This window comes from Curtobacterium poinsettiae (genome assembly GCF_047226435.1).
Lineage (GTDB): Bacteria > Actinomycetota > Actinomycetes > Actinomycetales > Microbacteriaceae > Curtobacterium > Curtobacterium poinsettiae.
In genome coordinates this window covers 2273773-2290782 of sequence record NZ_CP178434.1, presented here as the reverse complement: position 1 = coordinate 2290782, position 17010 = coordinate 2273773, and the positions used below count along the sequence as shown (strand labels likewise).

The window sequence follows — 17010 nt, the reverse complement described above, 5'->3', positions numbered from 1 at the left end:
GTCGAGGCGTCATCCGAGGACGCACCGCTCGTCTCGACGAGCCACCACCCGACAGCAACCCTGACCCGACAGGACCGCGCCATGCCCGTACGTACCGTCCGCCCTGCAGACCCGAGGGTCTCCGTCGTCATCCCGGCGCGGAACGAGGCCCGCAACCTTGAGATCATCCTCCCGAAGCTCCCGCCCGTGTACGAGGTGATCCTGGTCGACGGCAACTCCGTCGACGACACGATCGCCACGGCCCAGCGGGTCATGCCCGGCATCCGCGTCGTGCACCAGACGCGCAAGGGCAAGGGCAACGCCCTGGCGTGCGGGTTCGAGGCCGTCACCGGCGACGTCGTCGTGATGTTCGATGCCGACTGCTCCGCGGACCCCGACGAGATCCCGCGCTTCGTCCAGGCACTCGTCGAGGGCGCCGACGTCGCGAAGGGCACCCGGTACTCGCTCGGCGGCGGCAGCGACGACATCACGATCGTCCGCAACCTGGGCAACCGCGGCCTGAACCTGCTCTGCAACGTCATCCTCGGCACCCGCTACAGCGACCTCTGCTACGGCTACAACGCCTTCTGGGCCGATGTGCTGCCGGAGATCGGTCTGCTGTCGTCCGAGCTGCCGAAGCCGGCCGACGGCTCGATGCTGTGGGGCGACGGGTTCGAGATCGAGACCGTCCTCACCTGCCGCTGGTCGGCCGCCGAACTCGCGATCACCGAGGTGCCGAGCCACGAGAAGCTCCGTGTGCACGGCTCCAGCAACCTGCACGCCGTGACCGACGGGATCCGCGTGCTGAAGTCGATCATGCACGAGCGCCGTCGCGCCGCCATCGGCCGTGCCGAGGTCCGCCGGGCGGCGATGAGCGTCGTGCCGCCGGCCCAGCAGCTCGTTGCCGGGCACGCTCCGGTGCACGCCGCCGGACACGCTCCGGTGCACGCCGCCGGGCACGCTCCGGTGCACGCCGCCGGGCACGCTCCGGTCGGCACCCCCGTCGCCGCGACCGCCGGCATCCTCGAAGAGGACGTCGCGTGACGAGCGTCGCGGTCGTCATCTGCGCCTACACCCAGCAGCGCTGGGGCGACCTGCAGGACAGCGTCGAGTCGGCCAGGCGTCAGCCCGAGGCGCCCGAGGTCGTCGTCGTGATCGACCACGAGCCCGAGCTCCTGCTGCGCGCCGCGGCCCGCTGGCCCGGACTCCGCGTCGTCCCGAACACCGAGGACCGCGGGCTGTCCGGTGCCCGGAACACGGGCGTCGCCCTGACGGACGCCGACGTCGTCGCGTTCCTGGACGACGACGCCACGGCGGACCCGGACTGGCTCGGGCACATGCTCACCGCGCTCGAGGACCCCGAGGTCGTCGGCGTCGGGGGCCGCGCCACCCCGTCCTGGCCGACCGCCACCGGCGCCGGCCCGTACGCCGACGAGCTGCTCTGGATCGTCGGCTGCTCGTACCGCGGCCTGCCGGAGACCCCCGGCGACGTCCGCAACGTGATCGGCTCGAGCATGGCCTTCCGCCGCGACGCGATCCTGCTCGCGGGCGGGTTCCGCTCCGGCATCGGTCGGGTCGGCAACCAGCCGCTCGGGTGCGAGGAGACCGAGCTCTGCATCCGCATCGCCCAGGCCCGTCCGGGTGCGCGGATCCGCCACGAACCGCGGTCGAACGTGTCGCACCGGGTCTCACCGGACCGTGTCACCATGCGGTACCTGCGTCGTCGCAGCTACTACGAGGGCATCTCGAAGGCCGTCCTGAGCCGCCGGGTCGGCACGGGGGACTCACTCGCCAGCGAGTCGACCTACCTGACCCGTGTGATCCCGGGTGCCGTGCTGCGGGAACTCCGACAGGTCGGTCGTGGCGGAGGCCTGCGGGCGTACGCCATCGCGCTCTCCGTCGTCTCGACGGTCGCGGGCTACGCCGTCGGCCGGGTCCTCGGCACCCTCGTCGTGCGGACCCCGCCCGCACCCGCCCCGCTCCCGCAGACGGTGGGGACGCCGTGACCCGCGCGACCCTGGCGATGGTCCTCTCGCCGATCGTGAGCGGACCGCTCGTCCCCACGTGGGACGGCGCGCTCTGGATCGGCGAGGTGGACCGGGCCGACGTGCACGCGTCGAGTCACCGGGACGTCATCGCCCTGCAGGGATCGGCCGGGTACGGGCGTGCCCGGCTGCTCGTCCGCGACCGCGGTGAGCCGCTCGGCTTCGTCGAGACCGAGATCACCGAACGCCGTCGCATCGGCGGCACGATCGACGTCCGTGCGCTGCAGCGCGCGATCCGGCCCATGCCGGCCCCCGAGCGTCGGCCGGCAGCAGGTCTGGTGCTGCCGTCCGTCACCGTGGTGCTCTGCACGGACGGCGCCGCCGGCACGACCATGCGCTCGGTGCTGGCGAACCGGCACCCCGACTTCGACGTCGTGGTCGTCTCCCGCGGTGCCGACGGCGAGGGCGTGGCGACGGTCGACATCGGCGGACGCCGGGTCACCACCATCGCCGCGCCGGGTGAGGGGCTCGCTGCCGCGCGGAACGCCGGTCTGCTCGCCGCCTCGGGCGAGGTCGTCGCGTTCGTCGACGAAGGCGCCGTCGTCGACGGTGACTGGGTCGACGCCGTCGCCCGTGCCTTCGCGGCCGCTGACGACGTGGACTGCGTCACCGGTCTCGTGCCGAGTGCGGAACTCCGCACCCCGGCACAGCGCTGGCACGACGCCCACACCCCGGGGGCGCGCACCGTCCGTCGTCGGGTGTTCCGGCTCGACGACGCGGTGGACGACCTGCCGCTGCACCCCTTCGCCGCCGCCGCGTACGGCACCGGCGCGAACCTCGCCGTCCGCCGTGCGGCCGCGCTCCGGATCGGTGGGTTCGACACCGCCTTCGGTCCCGGCACCAGCGTCGGTGGCGGCGACGACCTCGACCTCTTCACACGACTGCTGTTCGCCGGATCCGCGATCGCCGTCGAACCGGCCGCCATCGCGTGGCAGCGATCGGCGGACGACGTCGCGTCGCTCCGCGCGGCCGCCGCTGCCCACGGCCACGGACTCGGAGCCTGGATGACCAAGAACGCCTTCGACCGCGACACCTTCACCGCTTCGGTGGACGCGGCCCCCGAGGCGATCAACGCCTTCGCCCGGCTCGGTCTCGAACAGGGCGACCGTGCGTCGGACGTCGCCGGGGACACCCGCACGGACCGGGCCCGCGCGACGGACCCGGTCGACGCGGAGTTCGCCGCGACCGAACGGCGGCTGCGGGGCGTCGAACGACGGTCGGTGCTCACCGCACCCGTCCTGGCGCTCGTCGAACGCCTGCGGGGTGGCGGCACCATCGACCGCACCGCACGCGGTCGTCACGAGCTCCGGCACGGCCTGGCCGGTACCCGCTCGGGCCGCCCGGTGGTGGCGGACGCCATGGGGCCGCTCACCCGCCTGAGCGCCGCGGGGCTCGTCACCGCGACGCTGCTCGTCGCGGTCGTCGGCGCCGTCGGTGACCTGCCGGTGCTGCGGGGGAGCGCGATCGGCGTCTTCCTGTTCGCGCTGCTCGGTGTCGCACCGCTCCTGCTCGTCCGTCCGATGCCGCTCGCCCGGTTCAGCGTCTTCGCCGTCACGGCGTCGCTGGTCGGCACGATCGCGATCGGCTACACGATGGCGACGTTCCGGATCTGGGAACCGACGGTGCCGTTCGTCGGGGTCGTCGTGCTCACCGCCCTCGCCCTGGCGATCGCGGTGCCGCGGGACCTCGCCGAACTCCGGCGCGCCCGCCTGCTGCCCACCGACGGTGCCGCACCGGCGCGCCGGTGGTCACCGACGCACACCGTGACCGCCGCTTCCGTGGCCGGTCTGCTCGTCATCGTCGTCGCCGCGCTGACCCACGTCGGCGATCCGGTGCCCGACGGCCTGTTCGGATCGCTGGGCCCCGGCCTGGTGATCGGCCTCGCGATCGTCGTCGCGGCCGCCGTCGTCGCCGTGGTGCGCGGCCGCGGACTCGCGGTCCCCGTCGTGGTGCTCGGTGGGAGCATCCAGCTCGCCCAGGCGATCACCTACGGCATGCCGACCGTGATGGCGGCCGCCCGGCACATCGGGGTCCTGGAGTACATCCGACGCTGGGGCGGGACGAACCCCACGGCCGACATCTTCCAGACGTGGTCCGGCCTGTTCGCTGGTGGCGCCTGGGTCGCGGACGTCGGCGGCATCGACAACGCCATGACCATCGCCGCGTGGGTCCCCGTCCTGCTCGCCTTCAGCACGACGATCGCGGTCGGTGTCCTGGCCGCCAACTGGCTGCCGGGCAACCGTCGTCCGTGGATCGCCGCGTTCCTGACGGCGATGACCGGTTCGCTCAACACGACGTACTTCTCGCCCCAGTCCGTCGGCATCCTGATGTCCCTGGTGATCCTGGTGCTCGCCGTCGGCCCGCTGCGCCGGACCGCCGTGACCACCGACGACGGCCTGCGGACCACCGTGCTCCGTCCACGCCGTGTCGGCCTGTCCCGGATCATCGCGATCACGGCGATCGGCATCGTGCTCGTCGTGACCCACCAGATCTCGCCCTACCTGACGGTCGCGGCGCTCGTGACCCTCGTCGTGTTCCGGTTGCTCCGCCCCTGGTGGCTGCCCGTCGTCGTGCTCGTGCCGGCGATCGGGTTCGCGATGCTGAACGGCGACGTGCTCGGCAAGTTCCTGTCCCTGGCGGCGGTCGGCAAGGTGCTCGACAACGTGCAGCCGCCGTCGCACGACATGACGGTGCTGCCGAAACCGCTCGTCACCCGGCTCGCGTTCGACGTGCCGGCCGTGGCACTCATCGTGCTCGGCCTCGTGGCGGTGCTCACCGTGCTCATGCGTCGTGACCGCGTGCACTGGGGCCTGCTCACCGCCGCCGCGAGCCCGATCTCGTTGCTCGTCGCGACGAACTACGGCCAGGAGGGCATCTTCCGGGTCGTGCTGTTCGCGACACCATGGATCGCGATCCTGGCGGCCGGCCTGCCCAGGCCGAGCGGCCGCTTCGCGTGGGCCGGTGAGCTGCTCGAGCGCACCTTCCGACCGACGGCGGTCACGGCCGTCTTCGCCGCCGCCGCCGTGGCCGCGATGGTCGCCGTCGGCGCCTTCGGCCAGACCGCCCTCGACTGGAACCGCGTGCCCCCGCGCAGCCAGTCCGCCGCGACGCAGTTCTACGACGCCACCGCCCCGAAGGGTTCCGTCATGCTGCTGACCGGTTCGGCGAACGCCGTCCCCAGCAACACCGGGTCGCGCTACTTCGACGTGGGCTGGTTGTCCCGCGAGGTGCTCGGCGACTACCCGGGACCCCGGGGCTACGACGCCGTCGACGACGTCTCCGAGATGACCCGTTCGCTGGTGCTCGAGTGGCCGGCCACGCAGTACTACGCCATGGTCGCGGAGCCGTTCGGCGCGTACGACGAGCGCTACGGGTACCAGACCGAGGTCGACTACCAGCGGGTCCGGGCAGCCATGGCCGACTCGCCGTACTGGAAGCGTGTGTGGGGCTCCGGCACCACGACGGTCTACCGGATCACCCAGGCGGGCCTCGCGCATGCCGCGGACTGACCGTCGGCGGACCGGGCGGGCGTGGCGCATCGGTGCCGCGTCCGCCGCGGCGGTCCTCGCGCTGGTGGCGCTCGCCGCCCCGGCCCTCGACGCGACGCGTGCTGCGGCCTCGGCATCGACGCCGACCAGCCGTTCCGAGGGCGGTGGTCCGGCGGTGCCCGGCCCGGCCGGTGTCGACTGCAGCGCCGGTCGTGTCCTCACCCTGGTGGCGCACGCCGACGACGACCTGCTGTTCTCCGGCACCGAACTCCGTGCGGACGTCGACGCGGGCAAGTGCGTCCGCTCCGTGGTCGTCACCGCTGGCGACGCCGGCAAGCCCGCCTGGTACTGGCAGGCGCGTCAGGACGGGCTGATGGCGTCCTACGCCGAGATCGCCGGCGTCGACCCGGTCTGGACGACCGGACAGGCCACCGTCGCGGGACGCACACTGCACACCGAGACCCTGGCCACCGACCCGGCGCTCAGCCTGGTGTTCCTCCAGCTGCCGGACGGCGACGTCGACGGTTCGGGCTTCGCGGCCGACGACGACGAGAGCCTCGAGAAGCTGTACCAGGGCCACATCCCGACGATCCACACCGTCGCCGACGCGTCGCAGCCGGCGTCGTACTCCCTCGCCGACCTGCGCGCGACCGTCGGCGGACTGTTCACCGACTACGCGCCCACCGAGGTCCACACCCTCGACCACGGCGGGTCCTACGGTGACGGCGACCACAGTGACCACCACACCGTCGCCTACCTGGCCGCCGAGGCCCAGGCCGCGTCGGCGACGTCCCACACCTTCACGGGGTACCTCGGCTACCCGATCGCGGACCGACCCTCGAACCTGACGGCGGCACAGACCGCGGCCAAGTCGGCGGCGTTCTTCGCCTACGCGGCGCACGACGGGGAGACCTGCGCGTCGACCTCGGCGTGCGCGTCCCGCCCCGAGGGCTCCTGGCTGAGCCGGCAGTACACCGTCGGGTCGTCCACCGAACCGCCGACGGACCCGCTGCCCGAGCACGGCACCGACGTCACCTCCGGCGCATCGGTCACGGCGAGCGCCGAGAACCCGGCCGACGGCCAGACCGCCGCCAAGGCCGTCGACGGCGTCGTCAGCGGCTACCCGGACGCCCCGACGGCCGAGTGGGCTGCCCCGTGGGGCGGCGTCGGGACGTGGATCCAGCTCGACTGGGCCGCGGGTACCACGTTGCACGAGGTCGACCTCGCCGACCGGCCGAACGGGGACGACCGGGTCACCGGCGGCACGCTGACCTTCTCGGACGGCTCGAGCGTGGCCGTCCCGGCGCTCGACGACGGCGGTGCCGTGCAGCGCGTGGCGTTCGCTGCGCGCCACGTCACGTGGGTCCGGTTCACCGTCGGCTCGGTGAGCCGGACGACACGGAACGTCGGTCTGGCCGAGATCCGGGCGTTCGCCCCGGAGCCGCCGCCGACGCCGACGCCGACGCCGACGCCGACCCCGACCCCGACGCCGACCCCGGATCCGACGCCGACGGCATCCGACGTCACCGCCTCGGCCGTGCCGACGGCCGCGTGGGACGACGCGTCCACCGGGCAGACGGTCGACAAGGCGGTCGACGGGGTCGTCTCGGGCTACCCCGCCGACACCACCGCCGAGTGGGTCGCCCCGTGGGGGCGGACCGGCGTCTGGATCCAGCTCGACTGGGCCGCCTCGCAGCGCCTCGGCCGGATCGTGCTGCACGACCGTCCGAACAGCGCCGACCAGGTCACCAGCGGGATCCTGACGTTCTCGGACGGCAGTCAGGTCGCGGTCGGTTCCCTGCCGGACGGCGGCGACGCCCTGACCGTCGACTTCACCCCGCGCAGCGTCTCGTGGGTGCGCTTCACGGTGACGGGCGTCTCGGACAGCACCGGCAACGTCGGACTCTCCGAGCTCCGCGCCTGGACGACCGGATGACCGACGACCAGGGGGACCGCCAGGAGGCCCGCCCCACGTGGTCGGAACACGTCGCCGACGACGCGGCGTCGGCCAACGGCGCGGCACCGGCACACGGACGCGGCCTGTCCCGGCACCGCCCGCCGCGCCGCCGCGCACGACGCGCCGCCTTCGCCGCCGGTGCGCTCCTGGCCGCCGCCGGCATCGTCGCCGGCACCGCGACCGCCACCACCACCGCGAACGGGGACGACGTGACCCTCGACGATCCCAGTGGCGTCTCGATGCCCTCCGACCAGCCGGCCGGGTGGACCCGGGTGTTCGGCGAGGACTTCGCCGACACCGCCACGAACCGCACCTTCGAGTCGCGGTACGCCGAGCGCTTCGTCGCGTACCACGGCTTCGCGGACACCGCGGGGACCGGGCGGTACCAGGCGTCGACGCTGTCCACGCACGACGGCCTGCTCGACGTGCGACTCCGGACCACCAGCGCCGGTGTCCCGCTCGCCGGCGGTGTGGTGCCGCTCGTCGACGGGCACTGGGGCGGACAGACCTCCGGCCGCTACAGCATCCGGATGAAGAGCGACGAGGTCGACGGGTACGGCGTCGCCGTCCTGCTGTGGAGCGATCAGAACCTGTGGTCGGACGGTGAGATCGACTTCCCGGAGGGGGCACTCGGTGCGCCGGCCTGGCTCAACGTGCACTGCCTGTCCGATCCGGCCGAGAAGTGCGTCCACGAGCAGACCTCGGCCTCGCTGGCCGACTGGCACACCTACACGATCGAGTGGACGCCCGAGCGGATGTCGTTCCTGGTCGACGACGAGGTCGTCGGCACCACGACGGAGAACATCCCGACGGCACCGATGCACCTGGTCGTCCAGGCGGGCTCGAACGGTGGGGACCCGCCCGCCGACGCCGAGGGCTCGCTGCTCATCGACTGGCTGACCATCGACGTGCCGTCTGCCGGGGCCGCGCCCGCGGCGACGCTGCCGTCCGACGCCCCGACCGACTGAGCTGCTCCGGACCCCGCACCGAGACCGGGGCGTGGTCGACGCTCAGTGCTCCGCGTGGTCGCGGAGTGCCTGCAGCAGCGCCGCGACGTGACGGTCACGGCCGTGGTGGTCCCGTACCCAGGCTCGGCAGCGGTCCGCCAGGCCTGGCTCGGTGCCGCTCGCGTGCAGTGCCTCGATCAGCGTGTCGGCGAGCGCGTCGGTGTCGGTCGGTTCGACGGTGAACCGGGCCCACTCGCCGCGCAGGATCTCGGCGGTGCCGCCCGATGCGGCCGCGACGACGGGGCGGCCGGTCGACATCGCCTCGACGACGACGCGGCCGTAGCCCTCCGGTTCGATGGAGGGCGCCACCACGACGTCGGCGGCGTGCAGCACGGGGACGACGTCGTCGCGCTCCGGCACCACGATGACGGACCCCGGTGGCAGCGCCGCGATTGCGCGGCGCACCGCGGGGGCGTCGGCGGCGGAGAGCGCTCCGGCGAGGACGAGCACCGGGGCCGGGGCGGGCGGTGTGCCGTGCCCGACGAGGACGCGGGTCGACGCGTGGACGCGCCCCCAGGCCTCCAGGAGGGCGAGCACGCCCTTCGAACGCGTGAGGCGACCGTAGTGGAGCACCACGGGGCGGTCGTCGTCGATGCCGAGCGCCGCACGGGCGCGGCGGGTGCTGGCGGGCGTGGCCAGCGGGAAGGCCGAGGTGTCGACGCCGTTCGGCACCGCGTCGATGCGGTCGGCCGGTGCCCCGGCTGCCGTCCAGGCCCGCGCCATCGCGGTGGAGACCGCGAAGAACCGCGTCCGGCCCCCCGCGAACGGCCCGAGGCGGCGGTAGTTCGGGGCGTGGTGCAGGTGCACCGCGAGGGGGACGCCGGACACGAACGACACGACGCGGCCCCACGGCAGGAACTCCGGCCGGTTCAGCCAGAGGACGTCGGGGCGGGACCGGCGGAGGCGGAGGCCCTCGCCGACGAAGCGCAGCAGGTCCCGCGGTGCGGTCCGCACCGAGAAGGAGTAGTCCCGTGCTGGGCGGAGCCGGACACCGAGACGGTCGAAGGGGGCACGGCCGTCGTCCGGGCGACCGGTCGGCGCAGGGCGGTGCCAGACCTCGACGTCGTGCCCAGCGGACACGAGCTCGCCGACGTCCTCGAGGACGCAGCGCTCGACGCCGCCGGTGATGGTGAGCCCGTTCGTGGCGACGACGACACGGAGTGTGCGGTGGGCGGTGGGACTGGTCATGCCGAGCCTCCGCGGGCGAGTTGCAGTCGACGGAAGAACCAGGGCATGCAGGCGACGACACCGACGACCCTGACGATGTTCCAGGTGAGGTCCTGCGGTGCCAGCAGCGACGCCGCGGCGAGCACCAGGGCGATGCCGACGGCCAGCAGCACCCAGCGTCCGGGCCCCCGCCACTCGCGGCGGTCCGGGAGCGCCGCCTGCTGCAGGACGGCGAGGATCCCGTAGGCGATCACGGTCGCGATGCCGGCGCCGACGATGCCGGTCAGCGGCACGAGCACCAGGTTCGCGGCGATGTTGACGACACCGGCGACCGCACCGATCACTCCCACGGTCACGCCGCGGCGCTCCACCAGCAGCAGTCGGCCGGTGGCGCCGCTCGCGACCACGGGGAACGCGGTCAGGGCGACCACGAACACGACGACGGTGAGCGACTCGACGCGGTACGAGGCCGGCGCGAGGATCGGCAGGGCCACGGGCGACACGAGCGTCACGGCGAGGAGCACGGGGGCGAGGAGCACGTAGAGCTCGTCGCGGGCGTGCATCGCGAGCCGACGACGGGCGACGGCGTCGCGGAGGGCGGCGAAGTGCGGCGCCCACGCCTGGTTCGTGAAGGTCAGCAGCAGGATGACCGCGGACCCGACGACGTAGGCGATCTGGTAGCGGGCGACCTCGTCGGCACCGAGCAGGCGCTGCACGACGAGCCGGTCGCCGGCGTTCAGGACGAAGTACGACAGGCTGCCGAGCGCGATCGGGACGCCCAGCCGGAAGGCGCGAGCGGTGGTGCGGTGGTCGAACAGGCCACGGAACCGGGGTCTGGTCGCGACGATGCCGATGACCATCGCGACGCCCTGGGCGACGACGCCGCCCCAGGCGTAGGTGGTGGCGTCGGCGTGCACGGCGGCCAGCAGCCCGAGGCCGATGACCGACCCGCCGACCGACGACAGCAGGCTCGTCACCGCGAAGACCCGGATGCGGTCCTGCGCCACCAGCAGGGCGAGGGAGAGCTGCACGATCGCGGCGGGCCCGGTCCACAGGACGGCCACCAGGAGCAGCGGGTGCTGGTCGACGAAGCCCGCGGCGTCCCCCCACAGCGGGATCGAGACGAGTGCGAACACCGTGACGGTGACGGCGGTGACCATGCCGACGAACAGCAGGCCGCGCGCCCGTCGGTCGTCGCCGTCCTCGGCCCGCTGCAGCACCGCCGCCTGGTCGATGCCGCACACCGCGACGACCACGAGCGCCTGGTAGAGCGCGATCGCCGAGGCCAGCACACCGAACTCGGCCGGTGGCATCAGGTGCGCCAGCACGGGCGAGATGAGCGAACTCACGACGAGCTGCATCGACCACACCACGACGTAGAGCAGGCCGCGTCCGAACAGCACCGACGAGCCGCGGGCCACCGCCGTCGAACCGGTGTCCGTGGAGAGCGCTCCGGGCGAGGCGGGCTGCTCGACGGCGGCCTCGGCTGCACGGGCCTCGCGTCGGGTCTGGGGGACGGTCACCGCGACACCACCGCCGGTTCGTCGTCGCGTCGGGCACCGGTGCGCAGCCCGAACGCGGCGTCGACGACGTCGAGCAGGTCGCCGCTGCGTTCCGTCGAGAACTTGCGGGCGAACAGGAACGGGGCGGACTGGTCGGCCGAGGCACGGCGTTCCAGCACCCGTCCGGCGTCCTCGATCCCGAGCCACGGCGGGCTCTTCTGCTTCGTGCCGTCCCACCCGATCCACCACAGCGGGTGCGCGACGTGGGCGTCGGCGAAGTCGGGGGTGAACGCCGGGGTCAGCAACACCGACGGCACGAAGGTCTCGTCACCGATCCACACACGCTCCCAGAAGGTCACCAGGTCCGGCCGGCCGTCGACCACGTCGACGACGCCCTGCGCATGGTGCCGCGCCAGGACCTTGAGCTGCGAGCCACCGCCGAACACGACGCCGCGCGGCGCCCTGCGGGGGATCGGCAGGCGCAGCATGTGCTTCCGCCACGCCCAGTGCCGGAAACGCACGCGGGAACGGCCACCGTCACGACCCCACGCGGGGTGCGGGAGCGGCTGCACGTCGACGAACGACCGACCGGGGTTCGCCGTCATGACCGCGGCGATCTCCGCGGCACCGGCCAACGGGTAGTCGCTGCCGGTCAGCACGGCCACGTGCGTCGCGTCGGTCTCCGCGAGGGCAGCACGGTAGCCAGCGACCTCGGCCGCGACGTTCTCCCACTTCGCCCAGCCGGTGCGCATCCGGGGCAGCACACGGACCCGCTCGGGCAGGTCGGCCGTCATCGCTGCGAACGCGTCGTCGTCGGTGCTCGCGTCGCAGTGCAGGAACACCGGGAACGGGTCGAGCGCCGCCACGAGACGACGGACGTGCGTCGGGTCCTCGTGGGCGAGGACGATGCACGCGAGCGGCGTGGGGGAGATGGCCATGTCCGCGACGCTAAGCGGGCCCGGGAACCCCGACAAGGCCGGTCAGGGGCGGGTGCGGGGGAACGGCGGTTTCCCGCAGACCGGCCGCTCGGACCGATCGGACGCGGGGCCGGTCAGCGGCTGCGGCGGAACTTCGGGCAGTCGCAGAGGGCGCAGTCGGTGCCGGGACGGTAGTGCTCGTGCGCCCCTTCGGCGTGCCCGCAGCTCGAGCAGCCGGACCCGGTCGCGTCGTCGTCGGCCACGAGCGTGAGGAGACCCCCCGAGGTCTCGGGCACCAGGTGCAACTGCGGCCGCGGACGCCTGGTCGGGCCGGGCCGGGCCAACGTGCGAGCCTGGGGCATTCGTCCTCCTCGTGCTCGGCGGGCAGCCGGTGCGCACCGGGGCGATCGCCCGGCGTGTTCGCCACTCTACTGGCGGCAAACCGCAGGCTCCCCGCATCCTCCGAGCAACGCCGTTGACCCCCTGTCGTCGGCCGGTGACCATGGCCAGGTCCACCCGATGAGAGCGGCCCGACGGGACGAGCATGACCGACCACACCACCACCGCGGCCCGAGCCCTGACACTCGAGCCCGCGATGCCCTCGACCCACGCCCCCACCTGGGCCGGAGCCGCCTGGGTCGGTGCCGTCGACCGGTCCGCCGCGCTCGCCGCGGACACCGTCCAGCTGGCCGGCGCCACCGGCTTCCGCCGGGCACGCCTGATGGTCCGCGACGGCGACGACGTCGCCGGGTTCGTGGACGTGCGCGTCGACGAGGGCGGGGCGGTGGACCCGGCCGAGCTCGGACCCGTCCTGCGCCGACTGCCGGCACCGGGCCCCGCGGTCGACGCGCCCGCATCCGGCGCACGCGTCTCGGTCGTCATCGGCACGCGCGAACGCGCCGCGTCACTCGACCGCGCCGTCCGGTCCGTCCTGGCGTCGGCGTACGACGACTTCGAGGTGTTCGTCGTCGACAACGCGCCGGTCACGACCGGGACGCGCGACGTCGTCGCCGCGCTCGGTGACCCGCGGGTGCACTACGTCCTCGAGCCCCGCGCCGGAGTCTCGCGTGCCCGCAACGCCGGCCTCGCGCTCGCGTCCGGCACGGTCGTCGCCTTCATCGACGACGACGTCGTCGCCGACCCGCGCTGGATGGCCGCCATCGCCGCCGCCTACGAGCGGGACAGCGACGTCTGGTGCGTCACCGGACTGGTACCGAGCGGCGAGCTCCGCACCCCCACGCAGCGCTACTTCGACGAGCGGGTCACCTGGGCCCGGAACCTCGAGCGCCGGGTCCTCCGCACGGCGAGCCCTCCGGTCGACGAACCCCTGTTCCCGTTCACCGTCGGGGCCTTCGGCACGGGGGCCAACATGTCCGTGCGCCGCGACGCGGTCCGCCAGCTCGGCGGCTTCGACGTCGCCCTCGGCCCCGGCACCCGGGCCCGGGCCGGCGAGGACCCCGACCTGTTCACCCGGGTCCTGCTCGCCGGTGGGGCGCTCGCCGTGGAGCCCTCGGCCGTCGTGTGGCACGAACACCGGAAGGACCGTGCCGCCCTGCGGTCGCAGGCCATCGGTTACGGCACGGGCCTCGGCGCGTGGGTGACGAAGCTCGTCCTGCGGCCGTCGACCGCGTTCGCGGTGCTGCGGCGGGCGGCCGGGGCTGTGCGGCGGCTCGGTGCCCTGGGGCAGGGAGCGGACGATCGCCCGGTCGACGCGATCGGCGGCTGGCCCGTGGACGCCGAGTTCACCGAGGCGACGCGCGGGCTGAAGCGCGCTGAACTCGTGGCCGCGCTGGGCGGGCCGTGGCGGTACCTGGCCGGGCGGCTGACTGCGCGCTGAGGCGCGGGCACGCCGGCACCGGCTTTGCGACAGAGCACGCGTCGATCGACGCGTGCTCTGTCGCGCTCCGCGTGCGCGGCAGAACGGACGGGAGGCCCGTGGCGACGCTGCCACGGGCCTCCCGTTCCGCGCGGGGGACCGGCTAGGGCCGGAACCGTCCCGCCTCGACGTCGCGCCAGCGACGACGGCTCCGGAACCAGGCGGCCGGACCCGCGGGGAAGCCGCGCAGCTCGTGGTACGCCAGGGTCTTCGGGATGCGTGTGGTCGAGGCCTCGTTCGTGACCTCGGTGGCGGCGTCGCGGCGCCCGGCCAGACGGGACACCATCTGCTTCGACTTGACCTTCGCGGCGAGCGGCATCAGGCGGGCGAGGACGGCGACGTGCCGCTTGTCCTTCGCGGCGAGCGCGAACATCAGCGCGGTGAACCCGACGCCGTTGCCGTGCAGCTGCTTGTGCAGGTCCTCGATGGTCTGACGGTGCCGGTGGTGCACGACCGCGCGGGGTTCGAAGCCGATCCTCCCGCCGCGCCAGAGCGTCTCGACGAACATCGCCAGGTCCTCACCGCCGCGGGCGGGGGAGCCGGCGCCGAGCGTGGGGTCGAAGCCACCGACGGTGTCGATCAGGGTGCGTCGGTAGGCCATGTTCGCGCCGGCGCCGTACGCCCCGATGCCGTAGACCGCGAAGCGCTTGAGCACCTGGCCCGACGGGGTGAGGGCACGGACGCGGGCGTGCCGCATGGTGCCGGGGACGTCCTCGGGGACGATCGTGACGGGCGAGAAGGTGCGCTCGGCGCTGAACCCGCCGTAGTACGCCTCGTACCAGATCTGCGCGGGGGTGGTGAGCTCGCTCGGCAGGATCACGCCGGTGACGGCCTGCAGGTCCGGCTCGCTGACGAACCGCGAACCGATCGCGCGGAGCCACTGCGGGTCGACGTGGACGTCGTCGTCGGTGAAGGCGATCACGTCGCCGGTCGCGGCGGCGACACCGGCGTTGCGACCGGCGGACAGGCCCGGGCGACGTTCCTCGACCAGACGGACGTCCCGCCCGGCCAGCATCGCGGGCAGCGCGTCACCGGCGGGGACGCGCACCCGGTTGTCGACGAGGATGACCTCGTGCCGCGGGTAGTCCAGGTGCTCGAGGACGTCGAGCAGCTTGCCGAGGTCCTCGACGCGGTCGACGACGGTGGACACCACGACCGAGATGGTCGGCAGGTCCTCGTCGGCCACGACGGGGACGTCAGCCAGCACGGTCTCCTGCAGGGCCTCGAGCGCGCGGGCCGCGTCGGCGGGGTCGTCGGTGAGCAGCACGTCGAGCGTGCCGGTGGGGTGGCCGCCGCGGTAGCCGATCACCATGGCGGACGCGCCGGTCTCGTCGGCGACGAGCCGGGGGAGCGGGGCGTCGAGGTCGACGCCGATCACCCGGCGCGGTGCGGGCACGGTGGCGGCGGTGGAGGGGATGGCCATGTGCGGGACGCTACGACGGCCCGGAGCGGCCGACAACGGGAGATCGGCGCAGTGGCGGGGTTCGTGCGGGGTTCCGCACGGCGCGTGTGCCCCGGACGAGGGTGAGCGCTCACCCAGGAAGACACGGGAAGCTCATGGGTCACGCTCAGGTCACGGATCCGATGCAACCGGTTGCGCTCCGGTCGGACCGGGCGTAGCTTCCTCCTCCAGCAGGCAGTGTCGCCTGCTCCAGGGCGGCGGTGTCGTGCTCCGACCGAGCCGTCCTGGTGATCTCAACGAGGAGACAACGCTGTGAAGACAACACGCGCCAGGGTGCGGTTCGCGTCCGTTGCGGGGGTCGCGGTCATCGGGCTCGTGCTCACCGGATGCTCGAGCGGCAGTTCGGCGGACGACGACGCCAAGAGCGGCCAGGACAGCCGCGGACCCATCACCTACGTGCAGGGCAAGGACAACTCGAACGTCGTCCGCCCGCTGATCGCGAAGTGGAACAAGGCCCACCCGGACGAGAAGGTCACCTTCAAGGAACAGTCCGACCAGGCCGACCAGCAGCACGACGACCTGGTGCAGCACTTCCAGGCCAAGGACGAGAACTACGACGTCGTCGACGTGGACGTCGTCTGGACCGCCGAGTTCGCCGCGAAGAAGTGGCTCACGCCGCTCACCGGCGAGATGAAGCTCGACACCTCAAAGCTCCTGCCGTCGACGGTGAAGACCGCGACCTACAACGACACCCTCTACGCCGCGCCGCAGACCTCGGACGGCGCGCTGCTCTACTACCGCAAGGACCTCGTCAAGACGCCCCCCACCACGTGGAAGGAGATGATGGACGACTGCACGATCGCGAAGGCCGCCGGCATCGGTTGCTACGCGGGGCAGTTCGCGAAGTACGAGGGCCTCACCGTCAACGCGTCCGAGGCGATCAACGGCTCCGGCGGTTCGGTGCTCGGCAGCGACGGTGCTCCCGACGTCGACACCGACAAGGCGAAGGCCGGTCTGCAGAACCTGGTCGACGCGTTCCAGGACGGGAACATCCCGGCCGAGGCGATCACCTACCAGGAGGAGCAGGGCCGCACCGCGTTCGAGGACGGCAAGCTGCTGTTCCTGCGCAACTGGCCCTACGTCTACAGCCTCGCCAAGACCGACGGCTCGTCGAAGGTCAAGGACACCTTCGGCATCGCGCCGATCCCCGGTGCCGACGGCGTCGGAGCCTCGACGCTCGGTGGGCACAACGCGGCCATCAGCGTGTACTCGAAGCACAAGGCGACGGCGCACGACTTCCTCGAGTTCCTGACCTCGGACGAGACGCAGAAGTTCTTCGCGACCCAGGGCTCGCTCGCACCGGTCGTCGGTGACCTCTACACGGACCCCGAGCTGACGAAGCAGCTGCCCTACCTGCCGACGCTGCTCAAGTCAATCGAGTCGGCGGAGCCGCGCCCGGTCACGCCGTTCTACCCGGCCGTCACGAAGGCGATCCAGGACAACACCTACGCGGCGCTCAAGGGGTCGAAGTCGGTCGACGAAGCCATGAAGGACATGCAGGACGCCCTCAAGGCCGCGACCGACAGCGGGAGCTAGCGGCCGCACCGCGGCTTCCGCCGCACCTTCCGGACAGGAGGCCCGTGGCGGGTCCGCCACGGGCCTCCCCTCCG

General features: G+C 73.2%; 12 protein-coding genes. 7 read left to right on the top strand and 5 right to left on the bottom strand.

All coding sequences use genetic code 11. The features are described 5' to 3' along the window. The first annotated feature begins 81 nt into the window (after window positions 1-81). Genes ACL00U_RS10760 through ACL00U_RS10740 form a run of 5 tightly spaced genes read left to right on the top strand, consistent with a single transcriptional unit; the run spans window position 82 to window position 8437 of the window. Window positions 82-1023: a glycosyltransferase family 2 protein gene (locus ACL00U_RS10760; protein ID WP_307362434.1), complete on the top strand. Its 942-nt coding sequence runs from the start codon at window positions 82-84 to the stop codon at window positions 1021-1023. Continuing rightward, window positions 1020-1985, top strand: a complete 966-nt coding sequence (locus ACL00U_RS10755) for a glycosyltransferase family 2 protein (RefSeq protein WP_259575179.1) — start codon at window positions 1020-1022, stop codon at window positions 1983-1985. Before ACL00U_RS10760 ends, ACL00U_RS10755 begins: the two co-directional genes overlap by 4 nt. Beyond that, window positions 1982-5533, top strand: a complete 3552-nt coding sequence (locus ACL00U_RS10750) for a glycosyltransferase (RefSeq protein WP_412873388.1) — start codon at window positions 1982-1984, stop codon at window positions 5531-5533. The genes ACL00U_RS10755 and ACL00U_RS10750 overlap by 4 nt, the downstream gene beginning before the upstream one ends. Then, complete coding sequence (locus tag ACL00U_RS10745) at window positions 5520-7448, top strand: DUF7402 domain-containing protein (RefSeq protein WP_228500784.1); 1929 nt, start codon at window positions 5520-5522, stop codon at window positions 7446-7448. The genes ACL00U_RS10750 and ACL00U_RS10745 overlap by 14 nt, the downstream gene beginning before the upstream one ends. Beyond that, a complete protein-coding gene (locus tag ACL00U_RS10740) occupies window positions 7445-8437 on the top strand; it encodes a glycoside hydrolase family 16 protein (protein ID WP_052481845.1) in 993 nt (330 codons plus the stop codon). Before ACL00U_RS10745 ends, ACL00U_RS10740 begins: the two co-directional genes overlap by 4 nt. Window positions 8438-8479: 42 nt before the next feature. Here ACL00U_RS10740 and ACL00U_RS10735 read toward each other — a convergent pair whose 3' ends face one another. The 4 genes from ACL00U_RS10735 to ACL00U_RS10720 all read right to left on the bottom strand — a co-directional run bounded on the left by ACL00U_RS10735 (window position 8480) and on the right by ACL00U_RS10720 (window position 12424). Further along, window positions 8480-9664, bottom strand: coding sequence for a glycosyltransferase family 4 protein (locus ACL00U_RS10735; RefSeq protein WP_071251625.1), 1185 nt, complete (start codon window positions 9662-9664; stop codon window positions 8480-8482). Continuing rightward, complete coding sequence (locus ACL00U_RS10730) at window positions 9661-11166, bottom strand: lipopolysaccharide biosynthesis protein (protein WP_412873387.1); 1506 nt, start codon at window positions 11164-11166, stop codon at window positions 9661-9663. Before ACL00U_RS10730 ends, ACL00U_RS10735 begins: the two co-directional genes overlap by 4 nt. Beyond that, complete coding sequence (locus tag ACL00U_RS10725; protein ID WP_017887126.1) at window positions 11163-12083, bottom strand: beta-1,6-N-acetylglucosaminyltransferase; 921 nt, start codon at window positions 12081-12083, stop codon at window positions 11163-11165. Before ACL00U_RS10725 ends, ACL00U_RS10730 begins: the two co-directional genes overlap by 4 nt. Before the next feature lie 113 nt (window positions 12084-12196). After that, window positions 12197-12424 (bottom strand): hypothetical protein, encoded by a 228-nt coding sequence (locus ACL00U_RS10720; protein WP_412873386.1) that lies wholly within the window; start codon window positions 12422-12424, stop codon window positions 12197-12199. A 182-nt stretch (window positions 12425-12606) separates the two neighbouring features. On the opposite strand from ACL00U_RS10720, the gene ACL00U_RS10715 reads away from it, so the two are divergent. Beyond that, complete coding sequence (locus ACL00U_RS10715) at window positions 12607-13899, top strand: glycosyltransferase (RefSeq protein ID WP_056069007.1); 1293 nt, start codon at window positions 12607-12609, stop codon at window positions 13897-13899. Between the two features lie 142 nt (window positions 13900-14041). Here ACL00U_RS10715 and ACL00U_RS10710 read toward each other — a convergent pair whose 3' ends face one another. Then, window positions 14042-15361: a glycosyltransferase gene (locus ACL00U_RS10710; protein ID WP_412873385.1), complete on the bottom strand. Its 1320-nt coding sequence runs from the start codon at window positions 15359-15361 to the stop codon at window positions 14042-14044. A gap of 291 nt (window positions 15362-15652) precedes the next feature. Between ACL00U_RS10710 and ACL00U_RS10705 the strand changes: the two genes are divergently transcribed. Next, window positions 15653-16936, top strand: a complete 1284-nt coding sequence (locus tag ACL00U_RS10705) for an ABC transporter substrate-binding protein (RefSeq protein ID WP_040419670.1) — start codon at window positions 15653-15655, stop codon at window positions 16934-16936. The last annotated feature ends 74 nt before the right edge of the window (window positions 16937-17010 follow it).

Coding starts and splice junctions, on each gene's coding strand:
- ACL00U_RS10760 (WP_307362434.1), top strand. CDS start 82: ATGCCCGTACGTACCGTCCGCCCTGCAGACCCGAGGGTCTCCGTCGTC.
- ACL00U_RS10745 (WP_228500784.1), top strand. CDS start 5,520: ATGCCGCGGACTGACCGTCGGCGGACCGGGCGGGCGTGGCGCATCGGT.
- ACL00U_RS10740 (WP_052481845.1), top strand. CDS start 7,445: ATGACCGACGACCAGGGGGACCGCCAGGAGGCCCGCCCCACGTGGTCG.
- ACL00U_RS10735 (WP_071251625.1), bottom strand. CDS start 9,664: ATGACCAGTCCCACCGCCCACCGCACACTCCGTGTCGTCGTCGCCACG.
- ACL00U_RS10725 (WP_017887126.1), bottom strand. CDS start 12,083: ATGGCCATCTCCCCCACGCCGCTCGCGTGCATCGTCCTCGCCCACGAG.
- ACL00U_RS10720 (WP_412873386.1), bottom strand. CDS start 12,424: ATGCCCCAGGCTCGCACGTTGGCCCGGCCCGGCCCGACCAGGCGTCCG.
- ACL00U_RS10715 (WP_056069007.1), top strand. CDS start 12,607: ATGACCGACCACACCACCACCGCGGCCCGAGCCCTGACACTCGAGCCC.
- ACL00U_RS10710 (WP_412873385.1), bottom strand. CDS start 15,361: ATGGCCATCCCCTCCACCGCCGCCACCGTGCCCGCACCGCGCCGGGTG.